Here is a 19,199-nt window from a genome sequence, read left to right as displayed (position 1 = left end):
AGTAACTATTTTGGATGGACATCTGAAACTCACTCTCTCGCATTTTGCATTTTTTTCGCTCACCGCCTTCACGTGGATGTTATTGGCTTTCTATCCTCCATGGGTGATTCTGCGGAACCCGTATGCTGGCGGAGTTCCAAAGTCAACGCATTTTGGCTACGCTTCGATTTGGGAGCCTCCGCCAATTACTGAGTTGCCAGACGCGAGCATCGCAATAGATCTGCAGCGTCTGCTTCTTCAAGATGTTGGCGTTTTGATTCCAATAGGTGTTTTATGGTTTCTTACTGCGCCGTTTCGTCGGGAGATGGAACGTGCGGAGGCTCAAGAGAATCAATATCATGGACCAGAAGCCAATCAGAATCTGAGCCGTCAGTTGAGAGTAGTTTTGGTATTGGTGGCTCTGGCGTGTTTGGGCTCGGCGTTCTTTTTGCTCAAGGATTACATCAGGCTGTAAAATTTCGTAGACGCGCCGCCCATGGCTTTCGAAGTGTCTCTCGTCCGGTTTTAAGCGATATCGTTTTAAAGATAATTTTGGGGTGGGCGGGCTGTAGTCAAATGGCAACTTTGATCTGGTGTTTAACTGATATCGCTTAAAAATCTGACTTTAGTATTTCGAAAGTGTAGAAGCCTGACTGGCGCCTAGAATTATTCACCGATAAGCACAAAAAGTCCCTACTGAATTTCAGCAGCTGCGGCATCGGCGCCTGGTACTTTTGCCAGAGATTCTTCATTCAACTTTCGCCTGATCTTATTTGCTCTGTCCGAAAATTCGGTGGACTTCTCCGCCTGGTCTTCTTGTCTGGCCAGGATGGCTTGTTTTTCCAGAATTTCGGCTACTTTGAGGCTTTCTGTACCGTACATGTTCTCCGCCATCTCGCAGGCGCTCTCGTAGAAAATTTCAGCTTCGCCGAAATTCTTCTGGATTCGATAAAGTTCGGCCAGATGCAAAAGTGAGACTATGATATCGGCATGCTCTTCGCCCAGAGTCTTGTACCTTGTTTCGAGGATTCGTTTGTAACACGGTTCGGCTTCGTCTAGTTTCCCTGCGATGATGTAGCAACCAGCCAGGTGCATTAGAGCTGTCACGGTTTTCTCATTGTCGAAGCCAAAATTTTTCTCGGTCAGCATCAGTTCGCGTCTAAACATCTCTTCTGCGCGTTTGTACTCTCTCTGCACCGAATATGATGCGCCAAGATTGGCGTAGGAATTGATCAGTTCTGGACTGTTTGCTCCTAGAACTGATTCTTTCAAGCTGAGCGCCTTTTCGTAGGTCTTTTGAGCAAAATCGTACTTTGCTTGGCTGCTACAAGCTTTAGCCAACTCGTCAAGCAAATCTGCAGTCTCCTGGTCGTAGGCTTTTGAATTCTCGATTGTTTTGTATATTGATTCGGCCTCAACAAAGTTGCCGTCGGCCGCATGCAATGTGGAAAGTTTTACGGCGCAATTGACGTATTTCGCACTTTTGTTGGCTCCGTTTTTTTGGGAATCCAACTGTTCGCGATAGAACTTCTTCAGGTGTTCTTTGTCTTGTGCTCGTTTTGCCAGATTTTCGAGTTTCTCGTATAGAGCAACCACCTTTGGGTCATTGGCTGGAAGCACCTGCTTTAATGAATTGCTGCATTTTTCGAATATCGCTTCGGCCCTATGGAAGCTGTCACGCTCTACAAATGTCTGGGCGGTGTTTTCCAGCTGTGATACTGCAAGTAGTATCTCCTCGTTGCTTGCTTTGGCTTTGAGAAGACCGTTGATAAGTTGCGTGAGAAGTGACTCGGACTTGTCCAGTTGATTGAGGTGAAAGTATGTCTTGGCTAGATTTCGCAGCAGAGCTATTAATTCCGGATCTTCGGCCTCAGCCGATTTGCTGTAGCTGGGTAGAGCCTTATGGTACGCTGGCTCAGCCTCTTCGTAACGCTCTTCTGATAGATACAGATCGGCCAGCTTTCGAAGATTGCGAGCCGCATCCATTCTGTCGAGTTGCCCAATGGCAATGTAATTTTCGTGCAGTCGTTTATACACCTCTTCCAGTCGGTTTGAAAAGTTGCTCATTTCGTATAGCTGGGAGAGCTCAGAGAGAGCTTGAATGGCGGCTTGACGCAGCTCCGGTGAAGCTGATTTCTGCGCATCAACGACGCGTTTAAAAATCACCTTTGCATAATCGAAGTCCGTCTGTAGCCTGCATAAACAAGCTAGCTTTGCATATATTGGTAAAAGTTGTGCTTGATCTTGATTCTCAGATTCTTGAATTATGTCGACTGCCTGCATGTACAACGCTCGCGCGTCGTCATACATCTGTGCATCAAGTTTTTGTGTCGCCAAATTACCTAGAGCCGCAACGAAAACGTCTTTTCGGTCACTCTTTTTTGCCATCTGCTCCAGGGCTGCAACGGCTATGGTACTCGGAAATTTAATTGCCAATTCAGCGAACAGATCTTCACTGGCGATCTGCCTGACAAACGAAAGCGCCGCTGCTTTTCGTTCTTCGTCTGAATCCATCAGCATGAGGAATTTGTCTAGCGTCGCTGACTTGACGCTCATTTCGTTTTTTGTTGCTAATTCGCTTATGTCGGCTTGTGTTTTGGCAGATTCTGTTTTAACGAAATCTTGCAATTGCTGAAACAAGTTACACAATGCGTCGACCGATGCTTTACTTTCTGCCGTTACCTGACTGACCGCATTGTTTGCATGTTCTGTAATTTGCTCTGGGAGAGTCTTTTTGAAGTCTGCCAGATCTGCATGGTCTTTCTCCAGAGTTTGCAGTTTTTCCTGCACTTTTGACTGCTGCTCTCGCAACTGGTCAAGTTCGTTTTGCAGCGAAGTGCGCAAGTCGTCAATAAACTCAGTATCAGGCAGTTTAGACTGCTTGCTTTCAAGTTCGGAAAGTTTCTCTTTAGTCTGGTTTCCTACCTTTTCAATTTTGTCGTTAATGCCGTTTACTAGTGCGTTGATTTCTTCGGAGGCACCAACTGCAGTGATCGATCTTTGGTCGCTCAGTAACTGCTTAAATTCACCCGTGATTGCCCGATGGGTGCTTTCTTTATCGACATCAGCCTTTTGCAGCTGAGATTTTAAACTATCGATTTCGGTCTGATATTTGCTTTTCAGAGCTTCAAGCATGCGCCATACGACGACAGCCATAATCAGTGCGATTGCACTGATTATGCTCAAAATGATTTCGATGGAATCAACTTTCATCGATGTAGGCTTCTAGGCATTTGACAGTTTTTTGCAGCGACTGTAAGAGTTCTGGCAGCAGTTGCTCGCAGTGTTCTAATTCGCCGGAGCCGGCCTGTCTTTCCATTCTTGCGGCTTTTTCGGCAGTGTCTTGAGCCATGATAATCAGGCAGCAGCCTTTTAAGAGGTGCGCGGCTGATCTGATCGCTTCTTTGTCTTTTGAATTTACGGCCCTGGACAATTTTTCTGGAATGGAAGCGACATCTTCCAGGAAGCCAGCTGCGATCTCATGAGCGCCGTCAATTTCGAGGGCTTGTTCTAATTCTTTGAGGTTTACCGGTGCATCAGGCAAAGCGGGTATCGTACTTTCTTCCACGACAGATGGACCCAGATTGTGTTTCTAATTAAACGTACCCAGGTGTACAAAGTTCTCGTAATTGGTCCCTGACTTCGCCAAAGGAGGATTTTAGTTTCATGTATTTGACACGCACTTGAGTCCAGTTTCCGGCTTCAGCGTCGCTCATTATTTCTGAGGTCAACCGCGTCATTTCATCTATGCCGAGAGCGGCACAAGGACCTTTTACCGAGTGAGCGAAGTGCGTCACCGCACCAGCGTCCTTCTCTTCTATGCCCAGCTGGATGCAATCGATAAACGTATTAACGGCGCTAAGGAAAAGTCTTGAAACGTCCTGTACTTCTTCTTTGTCAAACTGCTTCTGGAGCGACTCGATGTCCAGCCCCGTCTCTTTTGGAGGCTCGGGAGGCGTAATGGGAGTCTTAACGGACTCCTTCGATGCGGCTTGCATGCATCTTTCGACAACTTCGTGAAGTTGCTTTTGGGTTGCTCCCTTACTCAGGAAGTCGTCCATACCGGCAGCCAGGCATCGGTCACGGTCTTCCTGTCGATCGTATGATGTCATCGCGACGATAGGTATGCGTTTCCCCAGACCCTGTTCATTTTTGCGGATGGCTGCTGTCGACTCAAAACCATCCATGATTGGCATATCAAGATCCATTAAAACTAGCGCAAAATCCCCATTGGCGACTGCTTTCTGGGCTGCATCGCCGTTATTGGCGGCGTCGCACTCGAATCCCAATCGCTTCAGTTGCAGGCGCAATAGTTTCTGGTTAACCGGAATATCGTCAACAATCAGGATTTTTTGGCGCTTGGTCCCGCCCGTGTCTGCCTCCCCTGGTTTCGGAGTCGGTTTGTTCGGCGAACTAGAGTCTTTGTCTGATTCCTGGGAGGTTGCTTGAACTGAAGCTACGTTCAGCTCTTCGGTTTTCGGCGGAGTTGTTCCAGCAGCTGATTGTTCAGCTGTGCCAGGCACCGACAGAGACTGCTGGTTGTTGTCCGGAGCGAAGAATTCTTGATGCCCACTTGTTTCGGCTGGTTCAATTTGGTTGGCGATGGCGAAAATCTCAGTGGTAAGCTGCTGCACGATAGACTCGTTTACCTTCTGCGCCTTGTCTTCCAGCGTTTCAGTCGGCTCCTTTAACTCACTTGTTTTTGTCGTTTCGGTCGATTCAGTGTCTTCTTCAGACTCCGCTGATGCAGCGAAGTCATGAATTTCCTTTATCAGCTCTGCTTGGGAGGCCAATTTGATTTTATTTTGTCCCGGCTCGGTCGCACCTGCCGGTTGATCTTCTCCCTCTTCATCAGGAGCGATATCTGCCCATTTTGCTAGTTCATCACTTGCATAGTCGATTATTGATGAATCCTGGTTTGATTTGCTGCCACTTGCATCAGTAGAAGTTTTGAGATCACCTTCTGTCGTTGTAGTTTGCCTTTCGTGTGAGTCAACATCTGAGCCCGATACAAATTGAGAAGTGGGCGTCGATGACTGGTCTGTGCTGGTGTCTTTACTGTTTGAGTGCACTTTTGAGGATTTTTCGTGTGATATCTGTGCAGCCGTCTTCTTTTTGTGGGACTTTTCTGTTGTCACTGTATCTGGTGTCACGACAGGCAGATAATCCAGTTTGCCCAACTTTTCGGTTAACAACTGCAATTCAAGTTGCGCGCTACCGATCTGCGAAATTTGTTGCTCCAGTGCTTCGCAGGTTGATTGAATTTGGTTTTCGACTTGAACTTGTTCTGTTATGTCAACGAGAAATACAACTGCTCCGCCGATATCGTTGCTGTCACTTTTAAGAGCAGTGGAGGTTACCTTGATCCAAAGTCCATCTGCGTACCCTTGTCGGCGCACGAACAGGTCGACCTCAGGTACTTGTGCTCCCATTACGGCTTGTTGCCAGGGCAGTTCTTCTTTGGTGTATTTTGTAATTTTGTCTGTCTGGTAAAAGCCGAAGTTACCAGTTTTTTCCGCCAGGGCATCGGCCATCAAATCAGAACCGAGAAGCCTTTCTGCAGCGGCGTTGAACAAGAGGTGTTCACCGTTTGGACCAAGGATGATCGCTCCTACGGCCGGATTATGCAAAATCTTATGGAGAATCTTTGGAAACTGATAGAGAGTTTTCTGCGATTCGTTTTTGTCTACAAGCTCTCTTAGTTGAGCCGTTGTCTCTTCAAGACCCGGTCGTTCGTCGTGTGCTTTGGTCTTGATGACGCGAAGAGTATTGCGCAAGTCCGCAATTTGGCTTCTCAGTCGGTCAATGTGATTATTCCAGTTAATGGTCATCTCTCTGGTCTACTGCTGCTGACAACGTTTTCTGCTTAGCGCCAAGCTGAGCGCCACTAATACTATAAGGCAACTTTATGCAAACTGGCGAATCCAGCGCATTTCCAGATTCGCATATTCGGGAACCCGGTCCTATATGCTATTTAAGCCCTGTCGGATGCATAGTTCAAACCTTAAGCTGATATCGCTTTAAATTCCGTTTGTGAACCTTGTCGTTTTGCAAAAGCCTTCAACAGCTGGACTTTCAAGTTCCAAGCAGTAGTCGATCTTGAAAACCGGGAGTGCCTATTTCTGATGCAAGCGGGCGACGTTTCTGTCGGAATTTAATCGGCTAGGCTCCTGATTTATGTGTCCTGTTATGAAAAACAGCAGTCTCAAATGCGGAAGAAAGCAGATTCACCAGCTTCTGGCTCGAGATGACAATGTTGTGTTGCCTGCCGTCAAGCATGATTTTAAGTGCCTGGGCCTCGGTCGCTGCATCTTCGCTGCATGAAGACCAGATTGACTCCAGTCGCTGGATGAAGTATTCGCCCTCGAAGGTTTTGTATATGAAGTTATCGGCTCCACATTCAATGACTCGGAGCAGATCTGTGTTGTCAACCAATGTGGAAAGCAACACAAATGGGATGTTTCTTAAGGCTTCATCAGCCTTGAGTTTCAGGCACAGCTGATAGCCGTCCATTTCCGGCATGTTGACGTCGCAGAGAATTAGTTGGGGTTTTGGCTCGATATCTGCAAGTGTTTTCATTGCTTTCTCGCCGCTGCGAGCAATAGTCACCTGAACTTGTTCCTTCTCGAGGACGTGCTGGATCATCATTGCTTGTGTCATAGTGTCTTCAACCACCATTACATGCAGTCCTTGTAAAATACTGGGCACTCTTTACCTCTTCTGTTGATCGCTTGTTTGTTGCAAAATTAGCGATTGCGCTATTTTATCTGGTGGCAGGATGAACTGTGCTGCGCCAAGTTTTATCGCTTCGTTCGGCATACCGAAAACAGCCGACGTATCCTTGTCTTGAACGATTGTAATAGCGCCATTTTCGCGCATCAGTTTTAGACCTTCTGCGCCATCTTTGCCCATACCTGTAAGTAGAATTCCAATTGCGCGCGATCCGTAGATCTTTGCTATAGAACGAAATAAATAGCAAACTGAAGGCCTGATACCATGTTCCGGTTCGGCGGTGCTTAGCATTGTTTGCTCCTGTGCTGTCACACCGAGATGAAAACGGTCAGGAGCAATGTAAATGTGCCCGGGCTCAAGCGCTTGATTGTTTGTTGCAATATGGATTTTTAGTTTGCACTTGGGTTGAAGCCAATTTACCAGACCATCTAAAAATCCGTCGGCAATGTGCTGAACCACTGTGATTGGATACGGGTAGTCTGCCGGCAATTGACTGAGAATGGTGTCGAGCACTGGAGGTCCGCCCGTGCTTGCGCCGATAGCCACGATACGGCGAGCTAAAAACGGGATCTGGGCTGCCTCGAATTGCTTGCCCTTGAACTTGGGCAAGCGTCTTACAACTTTGATCTCAGACATGCTTTTGATCAGTTGTACCAACTCCTTCGCCAGTGACTCGTGTTCGCTATGTCCTGGTCCAGGTGGTCTTTTCATGGTACCGACTGCGCCTGCTTCCATGAGGTTGAAAGCTTCCGAATACTGATCTGCAGTCCAGGTCGCGCTGACAATTATGATTGGAACTGGTTTTGTCTCCATTATCTCGCGTGCCACTTGCAGACCAGTCGCATCCGGGAGATAGTAATCCATTGTGATAACGTCAGGCTTGATTTTGTTGACAAATTTGATCGCTTCTGCGCCATTACATGCGGTGCCAATCACCTGAATGCCAGGTTCGCCGTTAAGTATGTGCGTCAACAACTGCTGCGCCGCTATAGAGTCCTCAACTATCAGTACTTTGATCATTGGTTACATTAATCGCTTTATCACATCCAGGAGATTGTTCTGGTCAAAACTGCTTTTGACGAAAAATGCATCTGCTCCGGCCTCCGTGCCTTCGTCCCTGAATTTCTGGTCGGTCATCGATGTGACCAGAATGATCGGCAGCTTCTGACCGCCTTTTCTGACTGCTGCTGTCAACTCGATGCCATTCATTTTGGGCATTTCGATATCAGTGAGTAGCATGTCAAATTTTTCTCTGGTCAAAACCTTTAGAGCTTCTGTGCCATCGTTGGCGGTTTTGACCAGGTATCCTGCCGACTCCAGAATGTTTTTCATGAGAATTCTTGCTGTGATGGTGTCATCAACGATCAGTATTCGCTTCCCGGCAACCTTTGCTGCAGGTGTTTGGCGATGTTTCTTCAGCGCTGAGATTTTCCTGGCTGATTTAAGCAAATCAGAGACGTTCAGAATTGCTGCTGGTTTACCTGATCCTAAAACCGTGACACCTGCTACGTTTCTCACACGCACCAACGGTTTCGATAGTTTTTTTACCAGGATTTCCTGCTCTTCCAGGACTTCATCTATTTCGAATCCGCACATAGAATCACTGTGTCGAAGCACCATAACCAGATGTTGAGACGGACTTGCCGTCGAAAGTGGTAGCTCCAGGACATCGTCGAGCCTGAGCAAAGGAATTTCTCGTCCTTCAACTTTTATGATTCGGCTCGTTTCGCTTATCGTCACGTGTTCGCGTTTAACTTTAATCAGTCGTTCCAGGTCTGAAGTGGGAACTATCAGGGTCTCATCTGAGCACCTGATCAATACGCCTCTGAAGGTAGCCACCGTGACGGGAAGCTTGATTCGGAAGCTGGTTCCCAGTCCCCTGCGACTTTCCACAAAAAGTCTACCGCCTAATTTTTCGATGTTTTCTTTGGCAATTGCCAGTCCCAGTCCTCTTCCAGAAATTTCCGAAATCGTGTCGCTTGTGGAGAAGCTGGACTGAAAAATCAGGGCGATTGCCTCTGCGTCGGTCATCGATTTTGACTTTTCGGTGTCCAGCAGCCCGTTCTTTATGGCTAATGTTTTTATTTTTTCTATGTTGATTCCCGCACCGTCATCGGTGACAACAATTTCCACTGTATTGCCTTCTTCAGGCATGACGCTGATGATGAGCGACCCGCGTCTGGATTTCCCCGCCTCCAATCTTACTTCTGGTTTTTCCATACCGTGGTCTATGCTGTTGCGTAATATGTGTATGAGTGGATCCTTCACTTGAGATAGAACTCGCTTGTCGAGCTGTATTGTGCCGCCGTTGATGGTGAGATCCACTTCTTTTCCCAGCTCTCGCGACAGTTCGCGCACCATTTTTGGCATCAATTCGAGCATGGTCGATGCCGGCATCATCAAAAGTTTCTTGGTATTTTCGAGAAAGGTTTCTACTGTAGTGCTTGCAATTCTAAAGTCGTTTAGAGATGAAGTCTGCAGGTTGCTAAGCTGAGCGCCCAGAACACTCATCTGTTGTTGCTGTGAATCGAGAAATTCAAGCACTCTGGTCAGTACGGATTCAATGAAAATTTCTTCGGAAGTTGCCTGGTCTCGGTCTATCATCTGTCGAGCGGCGCGAACGTCTGCGTATATTTTGGAAAATTCTCTTGCGAAATCGTCGAATCTAAAGCCGACATTATTGAGATCGCTGTTGTGTTGTCGACTCATTATTTTCAGGCTGAGCATGTCTTCGGCTCGCATCAACAATTCGTCCAGTCTGGCTGCCGGAATGCGAATAGATTCGCGTGCTGATTCTGCGATTGTGGATGCCATCATCGGTGATGTCGCTTCAAACAGGGCAGCGGTCGGCGCAGTTACTGCGTTGAATCCAGTGGGAGCAGCGGTCGTGGCAGGAGGGGGAGTCTCCGCAATATCGAAAAGTGCTCCCGGTGTGCTGCTTTCTTGCCATGATGAGTCGAAGACGAAGCTGTCCAAAATTGATTCAGGACTTTCATCTTCGATCTTTTTCTTTGTCGCCTGTTCGGACTCCTCTTCGCCTTTCCCTGTGGGGATGGTGTCTGACCAGTCTGGGAGAGGCGTGTCTTCAGATATGCTCGCGTCCGTCGATTTTGCTTTTGAGCCTTCTGAACGGTCTAGCTTTGATAGCGTCTCAAGAATATTGTCGAGGGCTGCGGAGTGTTCGATCGATTCAGAAGTCTCCAGACTATTCAAGAAAATTGATAAGCTATCTACGACCTCGTGGAGAGTGTCCAGCAGAGCCGCCGTGATTTCTCGATCTGAGCGTTTGAATTGTGCGAAAATATCTTCAAGCGACTGACAGACTGCTTCGAGGCTGAGTAGATTAACGGCTCTGGCAGAACCCTTCATGTTGTGCAGTTCTCTGAAGGTGTTCTCTACGATGCGCTGACGCTCGGTGTCATCAGTGGTGCTTAGAAGCTGCGATAGACCCAAAGATATGTGTTCAATTTGTTCGTGTGCTTCGCCAACAAAGGCCGCCCGTAGCTTCTTTAAAAACGCGTCTTCTGAGGAGGTCATTGAACACCTAGAGTTGATACCGTTTCGTCAAAACTTTCAGCGTTCCACCAAGTTCTTGCAGCGTTAGTGTCGCTTCCTCTACTCGCCTGATAGCAATCAAGTTTTGAGCCGTGGCATCTTTTATACCGAGCATTGCAGTGGCCACCTGATCCACTCCTGCTAGCTGCTGTTGGCTCGAAACAGCTATTTGCGCCGCCGCGTTGGCTGATTCTGCAACGCTGCTAGCCAGAGTGGAGATAGCTTCGCCGGCTTGATTCGATTGTGTCACTGCTGCATCTACTGCTCGACTGCCCAGTTCTGTTGCCATCGCCGCGGAACTCGTTGCCTGCTGAATTTCTCCAAGAATCTTGCGGACTTGCGCTGTTGCATGTTTCGATTGATCGGACATGCTTTTCACTTCCTGGGCCACAACGGCGAATCCGCGACCGAGTTCGCCAGCTTTTGCTGCTTCGATTGAGGCATTGACTGCAAGCAAGTTCGATTGTTGGGCCAGGTCGTCTACTGTCGCAATGATTTCTACTATGGACTGACTCTTCTCGCTCAACCGCACCATACTGTCGGCAATCAGATCCATCTGTTCGCGTATACGTTTCATACCCTGGATGGTTTCTTCAGTAGATTTTCGGCCCATTGTCGAAATTTGAGCAGATTTCTGCGCGCTCTCCGCAACGTTTTTTGCTTTCTGATTGGCGATGTGTGAAGTTTGACGCACTTCTTCAACTGTCGTTGTTGTCTCTGTCACTGCCGTGGCTGTCTCTGTTGCACCCGAGGCGGAGTCGGAGACGGAAGCCATGATGTTGCTGACAGCATTGGAGAGCACTTCAACTGCAGACTTGATTTGAGATGTGGCTGATGACATGTTCTCGACCATAGATGCGAATGCTTTACCGAGCGAATCTTCGTCTGAACGGGGCTGGACTTCAACCCGTAAATCGCCCTGAGCAACCTTTTGCGCTGCAGCCGAGATGTTTCGCAGCGAGATGACCATGCTCGTGTACGCTTTCACAACGGAACCGACTTCATCGTTACGATTGGAGTCAGGCAGTTGGGCTCCTAAATCTCCTGCTGCCAACCGCTGTGAGGCGAGCGTCAATTGTTGCAAGGGAGCAGCTATCTCCTCACACAATGCCATAAAGCAGAAGATTCCGAAGAACACTGCCAATCCTCCGACACACGCGATGAGCAAGATAGTGTCTCTTTCGTTGCGATCTGTGATCATCTGTTGTTTAGCAATAGAGCTGCACAGCGAGTGCACTGCTTTACATTTTTTCAGTTGTGTCTCATTAGCGAATTTTAGAGCTCCTACTGCATCTCCTGACTGCAGTAGTTGCGTGTATTGCTTCAGACCCTGGTGATAATTGGAAACCGCTTGTTCTAGTTCTGAAAACGATGAGTCGGAAATATTTGATTGCGCTGCCATCTTCCGGCGCAAATCGAATGACATATCGGATAGGTCGCCAAGAATCTCGCGCTTGTCGCCGTTCGAGCTCATTATCGCCATTTGAGCAGAATCAACATCGGCCGCTATTTGCAGTAACTGGGTTGACGTTTGGGCTGCAGTTTCTCCGGCACTTTTGGCGGAGAGCGCCAAACAAGCTGCGCCGGCAATGATCAAGATACAGAAAATCATTGTCGAAAAGCTGATAAGCAGCTTGTGTCGAGTCGCTAAATTCTTGAACATCCTGAAGTTTTTCCTTTATCCAAACTCTGTCATCCATGGTCCGTTGTCTTGGGTCTATCATGCAAGCATATATGTTCACTTAAGCAAATCACGTACAGTCCCGTCCTGTGCGCTCAGTCCTCAACATGTTCCGTCACTAGCAGGTCTTTATCTTTGAGCACTTTCTCTACATCAAGAATGGTGACACCGTCAGTTGTAATGCCTCGCAGAAACCTTGCTCTTTTGCCCGCCAGGCTGGATAGTGACGGTTGAATTGTGGATTGTTCGATTTGACGCACGCCAGTCACTTCATCAGCAATGATACCTAATACGATATCGCCTTTTTCTACGATAATTACCTTGTTAAAAACGGAGAATTCTGAACCAGGCAGTTCAAAGAATCGCAGAATATCGATTACCACTATAATTTGCCCCCTCAGGCTGATGACGCCGACCACGAAATCTGGGGTAGAGGGTATACGGGTGACATTCTTCAAGTAATGAACTTCACGAATGTCGGTTGTACGCACAGAATATTTTTCACCGGATAGAACGAATTCAACGACTTCCAGCAGGTCTGTTTTAATTTCCAGGCGTTTGTGGGGTTTTGCAAGAACGCGTGCTCGGGCTTTTAAGACAGCCTTTTTCATGGCTTGTAGATTTTCTTGTTCGGCTCGGGTAAATGGTTTATCCATAATCAGCGCCTGCTCTCAGACATCAATGAGCTTACAATAATTCGCATGCTGCTGGCTGTAGTTCCATCTGATTCTGGCAAAATATCGTCTTCCTGGTATGCTCCAAGTAGTTTCAAAGCGGATTTGAAGTGCCGTTGTGCCTCGCGTTGGTTTCCGGACTGGCGGTGTAAAATGCCCAGATTGAATTCTGCTAGAACAAAGCTTGAGTCCATCAGCAATGCTTGTTTTAGCGAGTGGATAGCTTCTTTGTTGGAGCCTTGCTCTTGCAAAATGGTGGCACGCAAGTAATAAGTCGCCGCATTCAACCGGTTGGCTTTAATTGCCAGATCGCACCACTTCAGGGCACTTTTAAGATCACTGTGATTGGCGAACGATTTGGCAAGCAGCAGCAGCGATGAATAATCACCGCCATTTTGGCAGCGAAGCATGAGGATCTCAGCCGCTTCTTCGTACAATCCTTTGTCGTATCGTGCTTGTGCTTCCTCAAGACTTGGAGTTTTGATTCCTGTGTCAGAGCATCGTTCCTGATTTGATTGGGCTCCCGTTTCCGCTGTCACAGGCGCAATAAAAGTGGTGCTGGCGCTGCAATCACTTACGGTATCACAGGCAACTAGTCTGGACTTGTGAATATCCATATCTCTTGATGGCACTGTCTGTGGTTCTGCAGCGGATCCGCACTTTTTCAAAATGATGGCACCACTTCGGTGAAGCGACTCAAAAGTCTTGTTGTCAGCTGCCGAGAGCTCGTTTGGACCGACGAAGAGAAAGCCGTCTGGTATAAGGCAATGGCTCAAGGCTGAGATGATTTGACTGGCATGTTCATTGCTAAAGTAAATCAGTACGTTTCTGCAAAAAATGATGTCCATCGAGCCGTAATTTGGATCTTTCAGGCGCCCTGAATCCGCAAGGTTCATCCATTCGAATCTGACTAATTTCTTGATTCTGGAATCAATTTGAAACCCCTTTTTCTGAGCTTTAAAGAATTTTTCCTTGAAGGAATCGGGCGTGGCACGAAATGACCAGTCGCTGTAGAGACCTTTCTCGGCGCGTTCTAGAAAAGTTGGGTTGATATCTGTGGCGAGAATACTGATTTGCCATTTGTCGATATCAGGCATTATGTTGGTCAGGAGCATTGCTATTGAATACGGTTCCTCGCCAGTACAGCAGGCAGTGCTCCAGATTCTCATAAAACGTGTTTTCTGACGTGCTTCGATGAGCTGTGGAAATATTTCAGTCTCTAGCACCAAAAATGATTTTGGATCGCGAAAAAAGTAAGTCTCTCCGACCGTCAAAAAATCGGCAAGCAATTCGATCTGTTCTCTATTGAGGCTATCTGCTAAAAGCCACTGGGCAAATATTTCCAGATCTTCGAACTCGAACGCGTCGGCTAGTGCGGACAATTTGGTTTTTAGATCGTCAATTCGTTGAGGTGAAAAGCTGATGCCCATGTTTTGAGCAAGATGATTGCTCAGTTTCTTCAGCAATTCGTCATCTAAGTCGTTTTTCAAAGGTTCTTATACGCCGTTTGCAGTGCTTGTCTCAGCTGTTTCTCTTCTTCTTCCGAAAGGAAGTTTCTGAGATCGTAAAGTTCAATGGGAGTGTTGTCGCTTTCAAAACCCTGTCTTGCTTGCGACGGCTTGGAGGGCGTTTCGTCAGGGACCACCATCGCCTCAAACTGTTGAGGATCTGTCTGTAGAACTTCCACAACATCATCGACCAAGAGACCGAGCTGTCGATCGTCCACGTTTACCATGATGATTTGATCTGATAATTCGATCGAACGTTGGTGAAGGTCAAGCTTTTTGCGAACATTTAAAACTACGATTATTGCCCCGTGAACATTAATCAGACCAAGAATTGTTTCTGGGGCTCCTTCTAGCGGCGTGATTTCAACTGCTGAGAAGACTTGCTCGACAACTTCCAGTTCAATCGCTAGTTTCCTGTCGTCGATTGCGAAGATTAGATAGGGCGTTTTTTGTCGAGTGATCATACTTCTTTAGTTCCCAAAATCGGGGTGTTTTTGAACGCATGTGGGGGCTCGACTGACTAGTTATTTGGCGGTTGGAACCAGGTCTGTCGGTTTTTAGGGTGATATCAGTTTAAGTTTCAAAATTCAAACTTAAGCTGATATCGCTTAAAAAAACAGATTTTCGCTAAAGCGAGCGCCTATTGACCGTTTTGCTAATTTTCTCGTATTCGATTAAATTTGCCCTGAAAAGAGCGATTTGGCTTACCAAATGGGATTTACACGATGGTTCTATCAGCCTTTGATCTGGATAATCCTGGCAATGGAATCCTCGTCTGGCAGGCATAGATGGAACAAAGTTTCTTAAAACGTGAATCGGCTGTCCTTACCGATGGAATTGGTCCCGGATTGCAGGACGCTGTAACGACCACATGGTCGGACTTGCAGCAGGCCAAGAAAGACTTTGCCGACAATCCTGTTAAGGCTACCTCGACCTTTCTTGAACATCACTGGCAGGACGCTGCCATGGGCGCCGCCATAACCATGGCCAATCCCCGGGGCCTGGCGAATGCCGCCCTGATGGCTTATGCCACCCGCGGATTATGGGAATCGACCGCCTCGGCGCTATATCAGGCCAGCGATCCCAACGCTGATATGAGTAAAGTCACAGGCGACCTGCGCAACAGTGTCTCTCATGAAGGAACGGCGTTCCTGTCGTCAATGCCAATGGCAATGGTAGGAGGAATGGCGGGCAAGGGTGCTGCTAATGCCGTTTTCGGCAAAGATATGGGCGCCTTCGACATGGTGACAGGAAAGGTATCGGGCGCTGATGTAAAAGCAAATCTATGGAAGATTGCAGATACGGTTCAGCCGCCAAAGTTGAAGCTTTTGGTTACTGATATAGATGGCACTATGGGTGCTTTTACTGACTATTTTGCGCCGGCTGTCCGTGAGAACATTGCCAAAATAAGCGCAGAGCAAAAAATTCCGGAAACTGAAATCTATCAGAAAATTGGTGTGGTCATGGACAAGTACCGCAGCCATGATTACCCGTGGAGCTTGGAGCAATCGGGTCTGGCAGAAAAATTCAATATGACTGCCGAGGAATTTACCAGGCAAGTGGTTGATCCTTTCTGGAAAAATATGGATGCGCGGCGCGCCGAATTGCTTAAGCCTTTTGACGGGGTCACCGAAACCCTCGATACTCTGCGCGCTAATGGAGTTCGCATAATGGCTCGTAGCGATGCTCCCTACTACATTGGTTTAGCCCGACTGCATACCATGGATCTGGCCCGTCGTATGGATGAATTCTACGCGCTTGAGACAGTGCCGCCTAAAGCGGAAGCATTCAGCGATCCGAAGTTGATGGAGTACGGTGCGAAACGCGTTGCAGATTTCATGGCTGCTGACAAACCGTTTGAACAGACTCAAGTTCTGTCGCGGTCCGGAGAAAAGCCTCATATGGGCAATCTGAAAGAGCGAATGGATGATTTGAATGTCAGACCAAGTCAGACAGCAATGTTTGGTGATAGCCGAATTAAAGATGGAGGCTTAGCGGAAGCTGCTGGAATCAAGTTCTTCTATGCAAAATTTGGCGCGCATCCGCCCACTGAATATCAAAATATTTTTGGCAGGTTAGCTTCTGGTCGTGATGCCGGTCCGACTACTTCTCTCCCAGACACAATGGTTCCGCCCAAGAAGGTATATCCGCCGATTTACAAAACAGCTGCCAGCTATTCGGACATTCTCGAGTTGCTAAATCCCAAGCGAGACTGGTCTGCCATCAAAGATGGTGTTGCCGACAATGCCCTGGTTCGACCTTCTTTTCGACCATTGGCAGCTTATTCGTTGCCTTTTGAGAAAAAAGACGATCGGTGAGTCAACTTTCTCAACTTGCCCACGGATTGTTGGATTGCTTGTGAATTTGGATTGTCATCTATAATGTGGCAAGTGCGGCAATCATTTTAAATGACAGAACCAATACAAGAACAATCGCCGGAGCCTGAAAAGCCGTTGACTGACGGTGAACCTTTTGCCAGCATGCCTATTGATTTTGCGGTCGATGCAGCCGTTGACGCTGCTGCTGCTGCATCGCTTGCACATGAGCAGAGTTTTGACACTACAGATTTGCGACCCTGTCCTGATTGCGAAACGCTCTTAGAACCCTGGCAGCTTAGCTGCCATAACTGCGGACGTCTTTGTGCCGAAAATGCTGAAGCTCCTGTTTCAGTTGGAGAAGATGAGGCATATAATACGGTCGAATTATCTCAGTCTTACCAGGATTGGTTAGACAGAGGACACGCCGCTCTCGAATCTGAGAATTACGGCGAGGCACAGAATTGTTTTCTGGAGGCGCTTGCTCGAACGAAAGCTTTACCTAATCAAGTGATGCGCGAAATTGAAGTGCGTAAGGGTTTAGCAAAGGCGCTTGAAAAGCTTGATAAGAGGGGCGAAGCAACAGAGCAATATATGTTGCTTTCTCAGTTGAACAAAGATGTCGTAGCAGAGCAGTCCGACGAATTTGCGAAGCGAGCCAGACAATTGAGTCTTTCTACAATGGATATCCTGTCGTCCGTAGATCGCCATGCCAGTTTCAGACCGCCGGTCGGCTCCGAATTGAAGCTAGCTCCACTCTACTGTGGTCAGTGTAAGAGAATATTGTTGGAGTCGGAAGTCTACCATGTACGAAAGGGTATTTCTTTGAGAGTGCGATGTTTTTGCGGGGCCGAAGGTGTACCTTTGGTTCGCAGTGACGCTAAACACTTGCGTGCGCTGAAAACAGCTTCGGCTGTGAGAGAGAGAAAGTCATTATTGATTCAAGCGGCATCTGATCAACTGCCTGAAGGGCGTCGCAAACAAACCGCTGTGATACTAGCGGCGGTGCTAGGCGGAGTGGGTGCTCATAAGTTCTATTTAGGCGAAAAGGTTCCTGGCATGATTTATCTGGCAACATGCTGGAGTTTAATCCCGATCGTCATGGGATGGTTCGACGCAATTAATTATTCTCAGATGTCCCGTGTCACTTTCAATTTGATGTATAACATCGAGCTTGTTTTGATGAGACTTCCAGCGGAGAAAGAGGAGGACCTCAAGTCCGACCGTTCGGATGTGTTCTCGATGGAGATTACTGCAAGTGAGCCTGAGGATTTTGTTGATCAATTTAGCAAGGAGAGCCAAACTTGAGTTTGTCAGAGAAGACCTGTCAGCCTTGTAGAGGTGAGGCAACTGCGTTGTCTACCACAGAGATTGTGCCACTGCTTGCGCAATTAGATGGTTGGCAATGCGAAGATGACAAGAAAATTGTGAAAAGCTTTCGCTTCGATAACTTTCAGGAGGCACTGGATCTGGCTACAAAGGTTGGGGCAATTGCACAAAAGGAAAATCATCATCCTGATTTGATTGTACGCTGGGGGGAGTTGCGGGTTGAGATATGGACTCATGCCAGTCGCGGACTGACGGAAAATGATTTCATTCTGGCGGCGAAAATAGACAGGTGTGCCAGTCGTAATTAAGTGGTGGCGGCAATGAAATTGCTGTCGGCGCTGCCGGCGATTAGTGCGCACATCGGGGCGCATCGATTGCTTAGTGGTGCATTATGCTCATCATGACTAATACAACAACAATTATCATGACGAGCAAGAGCGATGGCAAAAGCCAGTTCGGTAGAGCTGCAAAGACGCTGTTCGGGTCTCCCTCTGTCGTCAAATTTCGAGATTTTCGCAAGCTGCTATTTGTCACTCGTTCTGCTGGCGGCTGGTTGTGAACACCTTTTTCAGTTCTACCCTGGGCGATGCTGCCCTGCCCCGCTGGTAGTGCCTCCAGGTTGTCGTAAGTGGCACTTGGCCTGCTTGACGCGAGTGGGGCGGGAGGCGCGTTGCTGGCAGTGTTTGTAGCTGTTTGTTCTTTCTGATTGATTCGCGCTATTGCCGGTGCCAGCAGTCTTGCCGCTCCCGGCATATCCAGATACTCAACTGCTCCAAGCTGCATGGCTGTCTTGACGAGATCTGCTTGAAGGGTCGCATAGCTCACAAGGTAATGGACTTTAGGGTATTTCTCTTTGAGTTCTGTGAGAAGAGCCAGTCCTTTTTGAGGATCAGGGGCCAGTTCAAGCCAAATAACTTTGATCCCCTGTTGCAAGACTTGTTGACTGGCCGCTTGCCTGCTGACCGTGCCCAGAAGAATCAAGGACGGCTGCTCAGAAATCAAGCTTTCGATCGTCTCTTTCTGACCTGCTGCGTTATCGCACACAACTATGGTTGGTAAGTTCACTAGCTCGCTACCCCATCATGGTATCAAATGCGATACTAATCAGACATGTGGATCTCATTTTAAATCCGGTCCTTATTTCCATCTTTTTAAAGTTGTGCATAAGCGATCGGATTCTGATGTGTCCCCTTAGTACACATACCACATGGCGAGTGATCATGCTCCAGTGACTCATAATTTTTCTTCTCTAGGTTCTTGCCGTTCAGCGCCTTTCTCAGGAACACTTGCTTCGCGTTTTTCGCAGTCGATCGCATCGCGACATTCCGGGCGATATTCCGGATGATGGTCCGATATTCCAGATGACATTCCGATATTCCGGATGATGGTCCGATATTCCAGATGACATTCCGATATTCCGGATGAT

General features: G+C 47.7%; 15 protein-coding genes. 4 read left to right on the top strand and 11 right to left on the bottom strand.

The window, feature by feature from the left end:
• Positions 1–82 precede the first annotated feature (82 nt).
• Positions 83–454, top strand: a complete 372-nt coding sequence (locus EKK48_30275; GenBank protein ID RTL34867.1) for a hypothetical protein — start codon at positions 83–85, stop codon at positions 452–454.
• 218 nt (positions 455–672) lie between these two features.
• On the opposite strand, the gene EKK48_30270 is transcribed toward EKK48_30275, so the two are convergent.
• The 10 genes from EKK48_30270 to EKK48_30225 form a co-directional block, all read right to left on the bottom strand.
• On the bottom strand, positions 673–3,192 hold the full coding sequence (locus EKK48_30270) for a tetratricopeptide repeat protein (GenBank protein RTL34866.1): 2,520 nt from the start codon (positions 3,190–3,192) through the stop codon (positions 673–675).
• Complete coding sequence (locus EKK48_30265) at positions 3,182–3,562, bottom strand: Hpt domain-containing protein (GenBank protein RTL34865.1); 381 nt, start codon at positions 3,560–3,562, stop codon at positions 3,182–3,184. The genes EKK48_30270 and EKK48_30265 overlap by 11 nt, the downstream gene beginning before the upstream one ends.
• Positions 3,563–3,575: 13 nt before the next feature.
• Complete coding sequence (locus tag EKK48_30260) at positions 3,576–5,810, bottom strand: response regulator (protein RTL34864.1); 2,235 nt, start codon at positions 5,808–5,810, stop codon at positions 3,576–3,578.
• Between the two features lie 331 nt (positions 5,811–6,141).
• Complete coding sequence (locus EKK48_30255) at positions 6,142–6,687, bottom strand: response regulator (protein ID RTL34863.1); 546 nt, start codon at positions 6,685–6,687, stop codon at positions 6,142–6,144.
• Positions 6,688–6,690: 3 nt separating this feature from the next.
• Positions 6,691–7,731: a chemotaxis-specific protein-glutamate methyltransferase CheB gene (gene cheB, locus EKK48_30250; GenBank protein ID RTL34862.1), complete on the bottom strand. Its 1,041-nt coding sequence runs from the start codon at positions 7,729–7,731 to the stop codon at positions 6,691–6,693.
• Between the two features lie 3 nt (positions 7,732–7,734).
• Complete coding sequence (locus EKK48_30245) at positions 7,735–10,248, bottom strand: hybrid sensor histidine kinase/response regulator (protein RTL34861.1); 2,514 nt, start codon at positions 10,246–10,248, stop codon at positions 7,735–7,737.
• 7 nt (positions 10,249–10,255) lie between these two features.
• A complete protein-coding gene (locus EKK48_30240; protein ID RTL34860.1) occupies positions 10,256–11,929 on the bottom strand; it encodes a methyl-accepting chemotaxis protein in 1,674 nt (557 codons plus the stop codon).
• 113 nt (positions 11,930–12,042) lie between these two features.
• Positions 12,043–12,603 (bottom strand): purine-binding chemotaxis protein CheW, encoded by a 561-nt coding sequence (locus tag EKK48_30235; GenBank protein RTL34859.1) that lies wholly within the window; start codon positions 12,601–12,603, stop codon positions 12,043–12,045.
• 2 nt (positions 12,604–12,605) lie between these two features.
• Complete coding sequence (locus EKK48_30230) at positions 12,606–14,111, bottom strand: hypothetical protein (GenBank protein RTL34858.1); 1,506 nt, start codon at positions 14,109–14,111, stop codon at positions 12,606–12,608.
• Complete coding sequence (locus tag EKK48_30225; protein ID RTL34857.1) at positions 14,108–14,593, bottom strand: chemotaxis protein CheW; 486 nt, start codon at positions 14,591–14,593, stop codon at positions 14,108–14,110. The genes EKK48_30230 and EKK48_30225 overlap by 4 nt, the downstream gene beginning before the upstream one ends.
• A gap of 324 nt (positions 14,594–14,917) precedes the next feature.
• Between EKK48_30225 and EKK48_30220 the strand changes: the two genes are divergently transcribed.
• The 3 genes from EKK48_30220 to EKK48_30210 all read left to right on the top strand — a co-directional run bounded on the left by EKK48_30220 (position 14,918) and on the right by EKK48_30210 (position 18,081).
• Positions 14,918–16,447: an HAD family hydrolase gene (locus EKK48_30220; GenBank protein ID RTL34856.1), complete on the top strand. Its 1,530-nt coding sequence runs from the start codon at positions 14,918–14,920 to the stop codon at positions 16,445–16,447.
• Positions 16,448–16,537: 90 nt separating this feature from the next.
• A complete protein-coding gene (locus EKK48_30215) occupies positions 16,538–17,752 on the top strand; it encodes an NINE protein (GenBank protein ID RTL34855.1) in 1,215 nt (404 codons plus the stop codon).
• On the top strand, positions 17,749–18,081 hold the full coding sequence (locus EKK48_30210; GenBank protein RTL34854.1) for a 4a-hydroxytetrahydrobiopterin dehydratase: 333 nt from the start codon (positions 17,749–17,751) through the stop codon (positions 18,079–18,081). Before EKK48_30215 ends, EKK48_30210 begins: the two co-directional genes overlap by 4 nt.
• A gap of 70 nt (positions 18,082–18,151) precedes the next feature.
• Here EKK48_30210 and EKK48_30205 read toward each other — a convergent pair whose 3' ends face one another.
• Positions 18,152–18,838 (bottom strand): hypothetical protein, encoded by a 687-nt coding sequence (locus EKK48_30205; protein RTL34853.1) that lies wholly within the window; start codon positions 18,836–18,838, stop codon positions 18,152–18,154.
• Positions 18,839–19,199: the final 361 nt, after the last annotated feature.

This window comes from Candidatus Melainabacteria bacterium (assembly GCA_003963305.1).
In the GTDB taxonomy this organism is placed as follows: Bacteria; Cyanobacteriota; Vampirovibrionia; order Obscuribacterales; family Obscuribacteraceae; genus PALSA-1081.
The sequence above is the reverse complement of the archived record's forward strand: the minus strand, read 5'-3'. Positions and strand labels throughout refer to the sequence as shown.

What these genes read in the sequence shown, in the direction of transcription:
- EKK48_30245 (RTL34861.1), bottom strand. Translation starts at nt 10,248, where the DNA reads ATGACCTCCTCAGAAGACGCGTTTTTAAAGAAGCTACGGGCGGCCTTT.
- EKK48_30260 (RTL34864.1), bottom strand. Translation starts at nt 5,810, where the DNA reads ATGACCATTAACTGGAATAATCACATTGACCGACTGAGAAGCCAAATT.
- EKK48_30225 (RTL34857.1), bottom strand. Translation starts at nt 14,593, where the DNA reads ATGATCACTCGACAAAAAACGCCCTATCTAATCTTCGCAATCGACGAC.
- EKK48_30220 (RTL34856.1), top strand. Translation starts at nt 14,918, where the DNA reads ATGGAACAAAGTTTCTTAAAACGTGAATCGGCTGTCCTTACCGATGGA.
- cheB (RTL34862.1), bottom strand. Translation starts at nt 7,731, where the DNA reads ATGATCAAAGTACTGATAGTTGAGGACTCTATAGCGGCGCAGCAGTTG.
- EKK48_30235 (RTL34859.1), bottom strand. Translation starts at nt 12,603, where the DNA reads ATGGATAAACCATTTACCCGAGCCGAACAAGAAAATCTACAAGCCATG.
- EKK48_30240 (RTL34860.1), bottom strand. Translation starts at nt 11,929, where the DNA reads ATGTTCAAGAATTTAGCGACTCGACACAAGCTGCTTATCAGCTTTTCG.
- EKK48_30215 (RTL34855.1), top strand. Translation starts at nt 16,538, where the DNA reads ATGACAGAACCAATACAAGAACAATCGCCGGAGCCTGAAAAGCCGTTG.
- EKK48_30270 (RTL34866.1), bottom strand. Translation starts at nt 3,192, where the DNA reads ATGAAAGTTGATTCCATCGAAATCATTTTGAGCATAATCAGTGCAATC.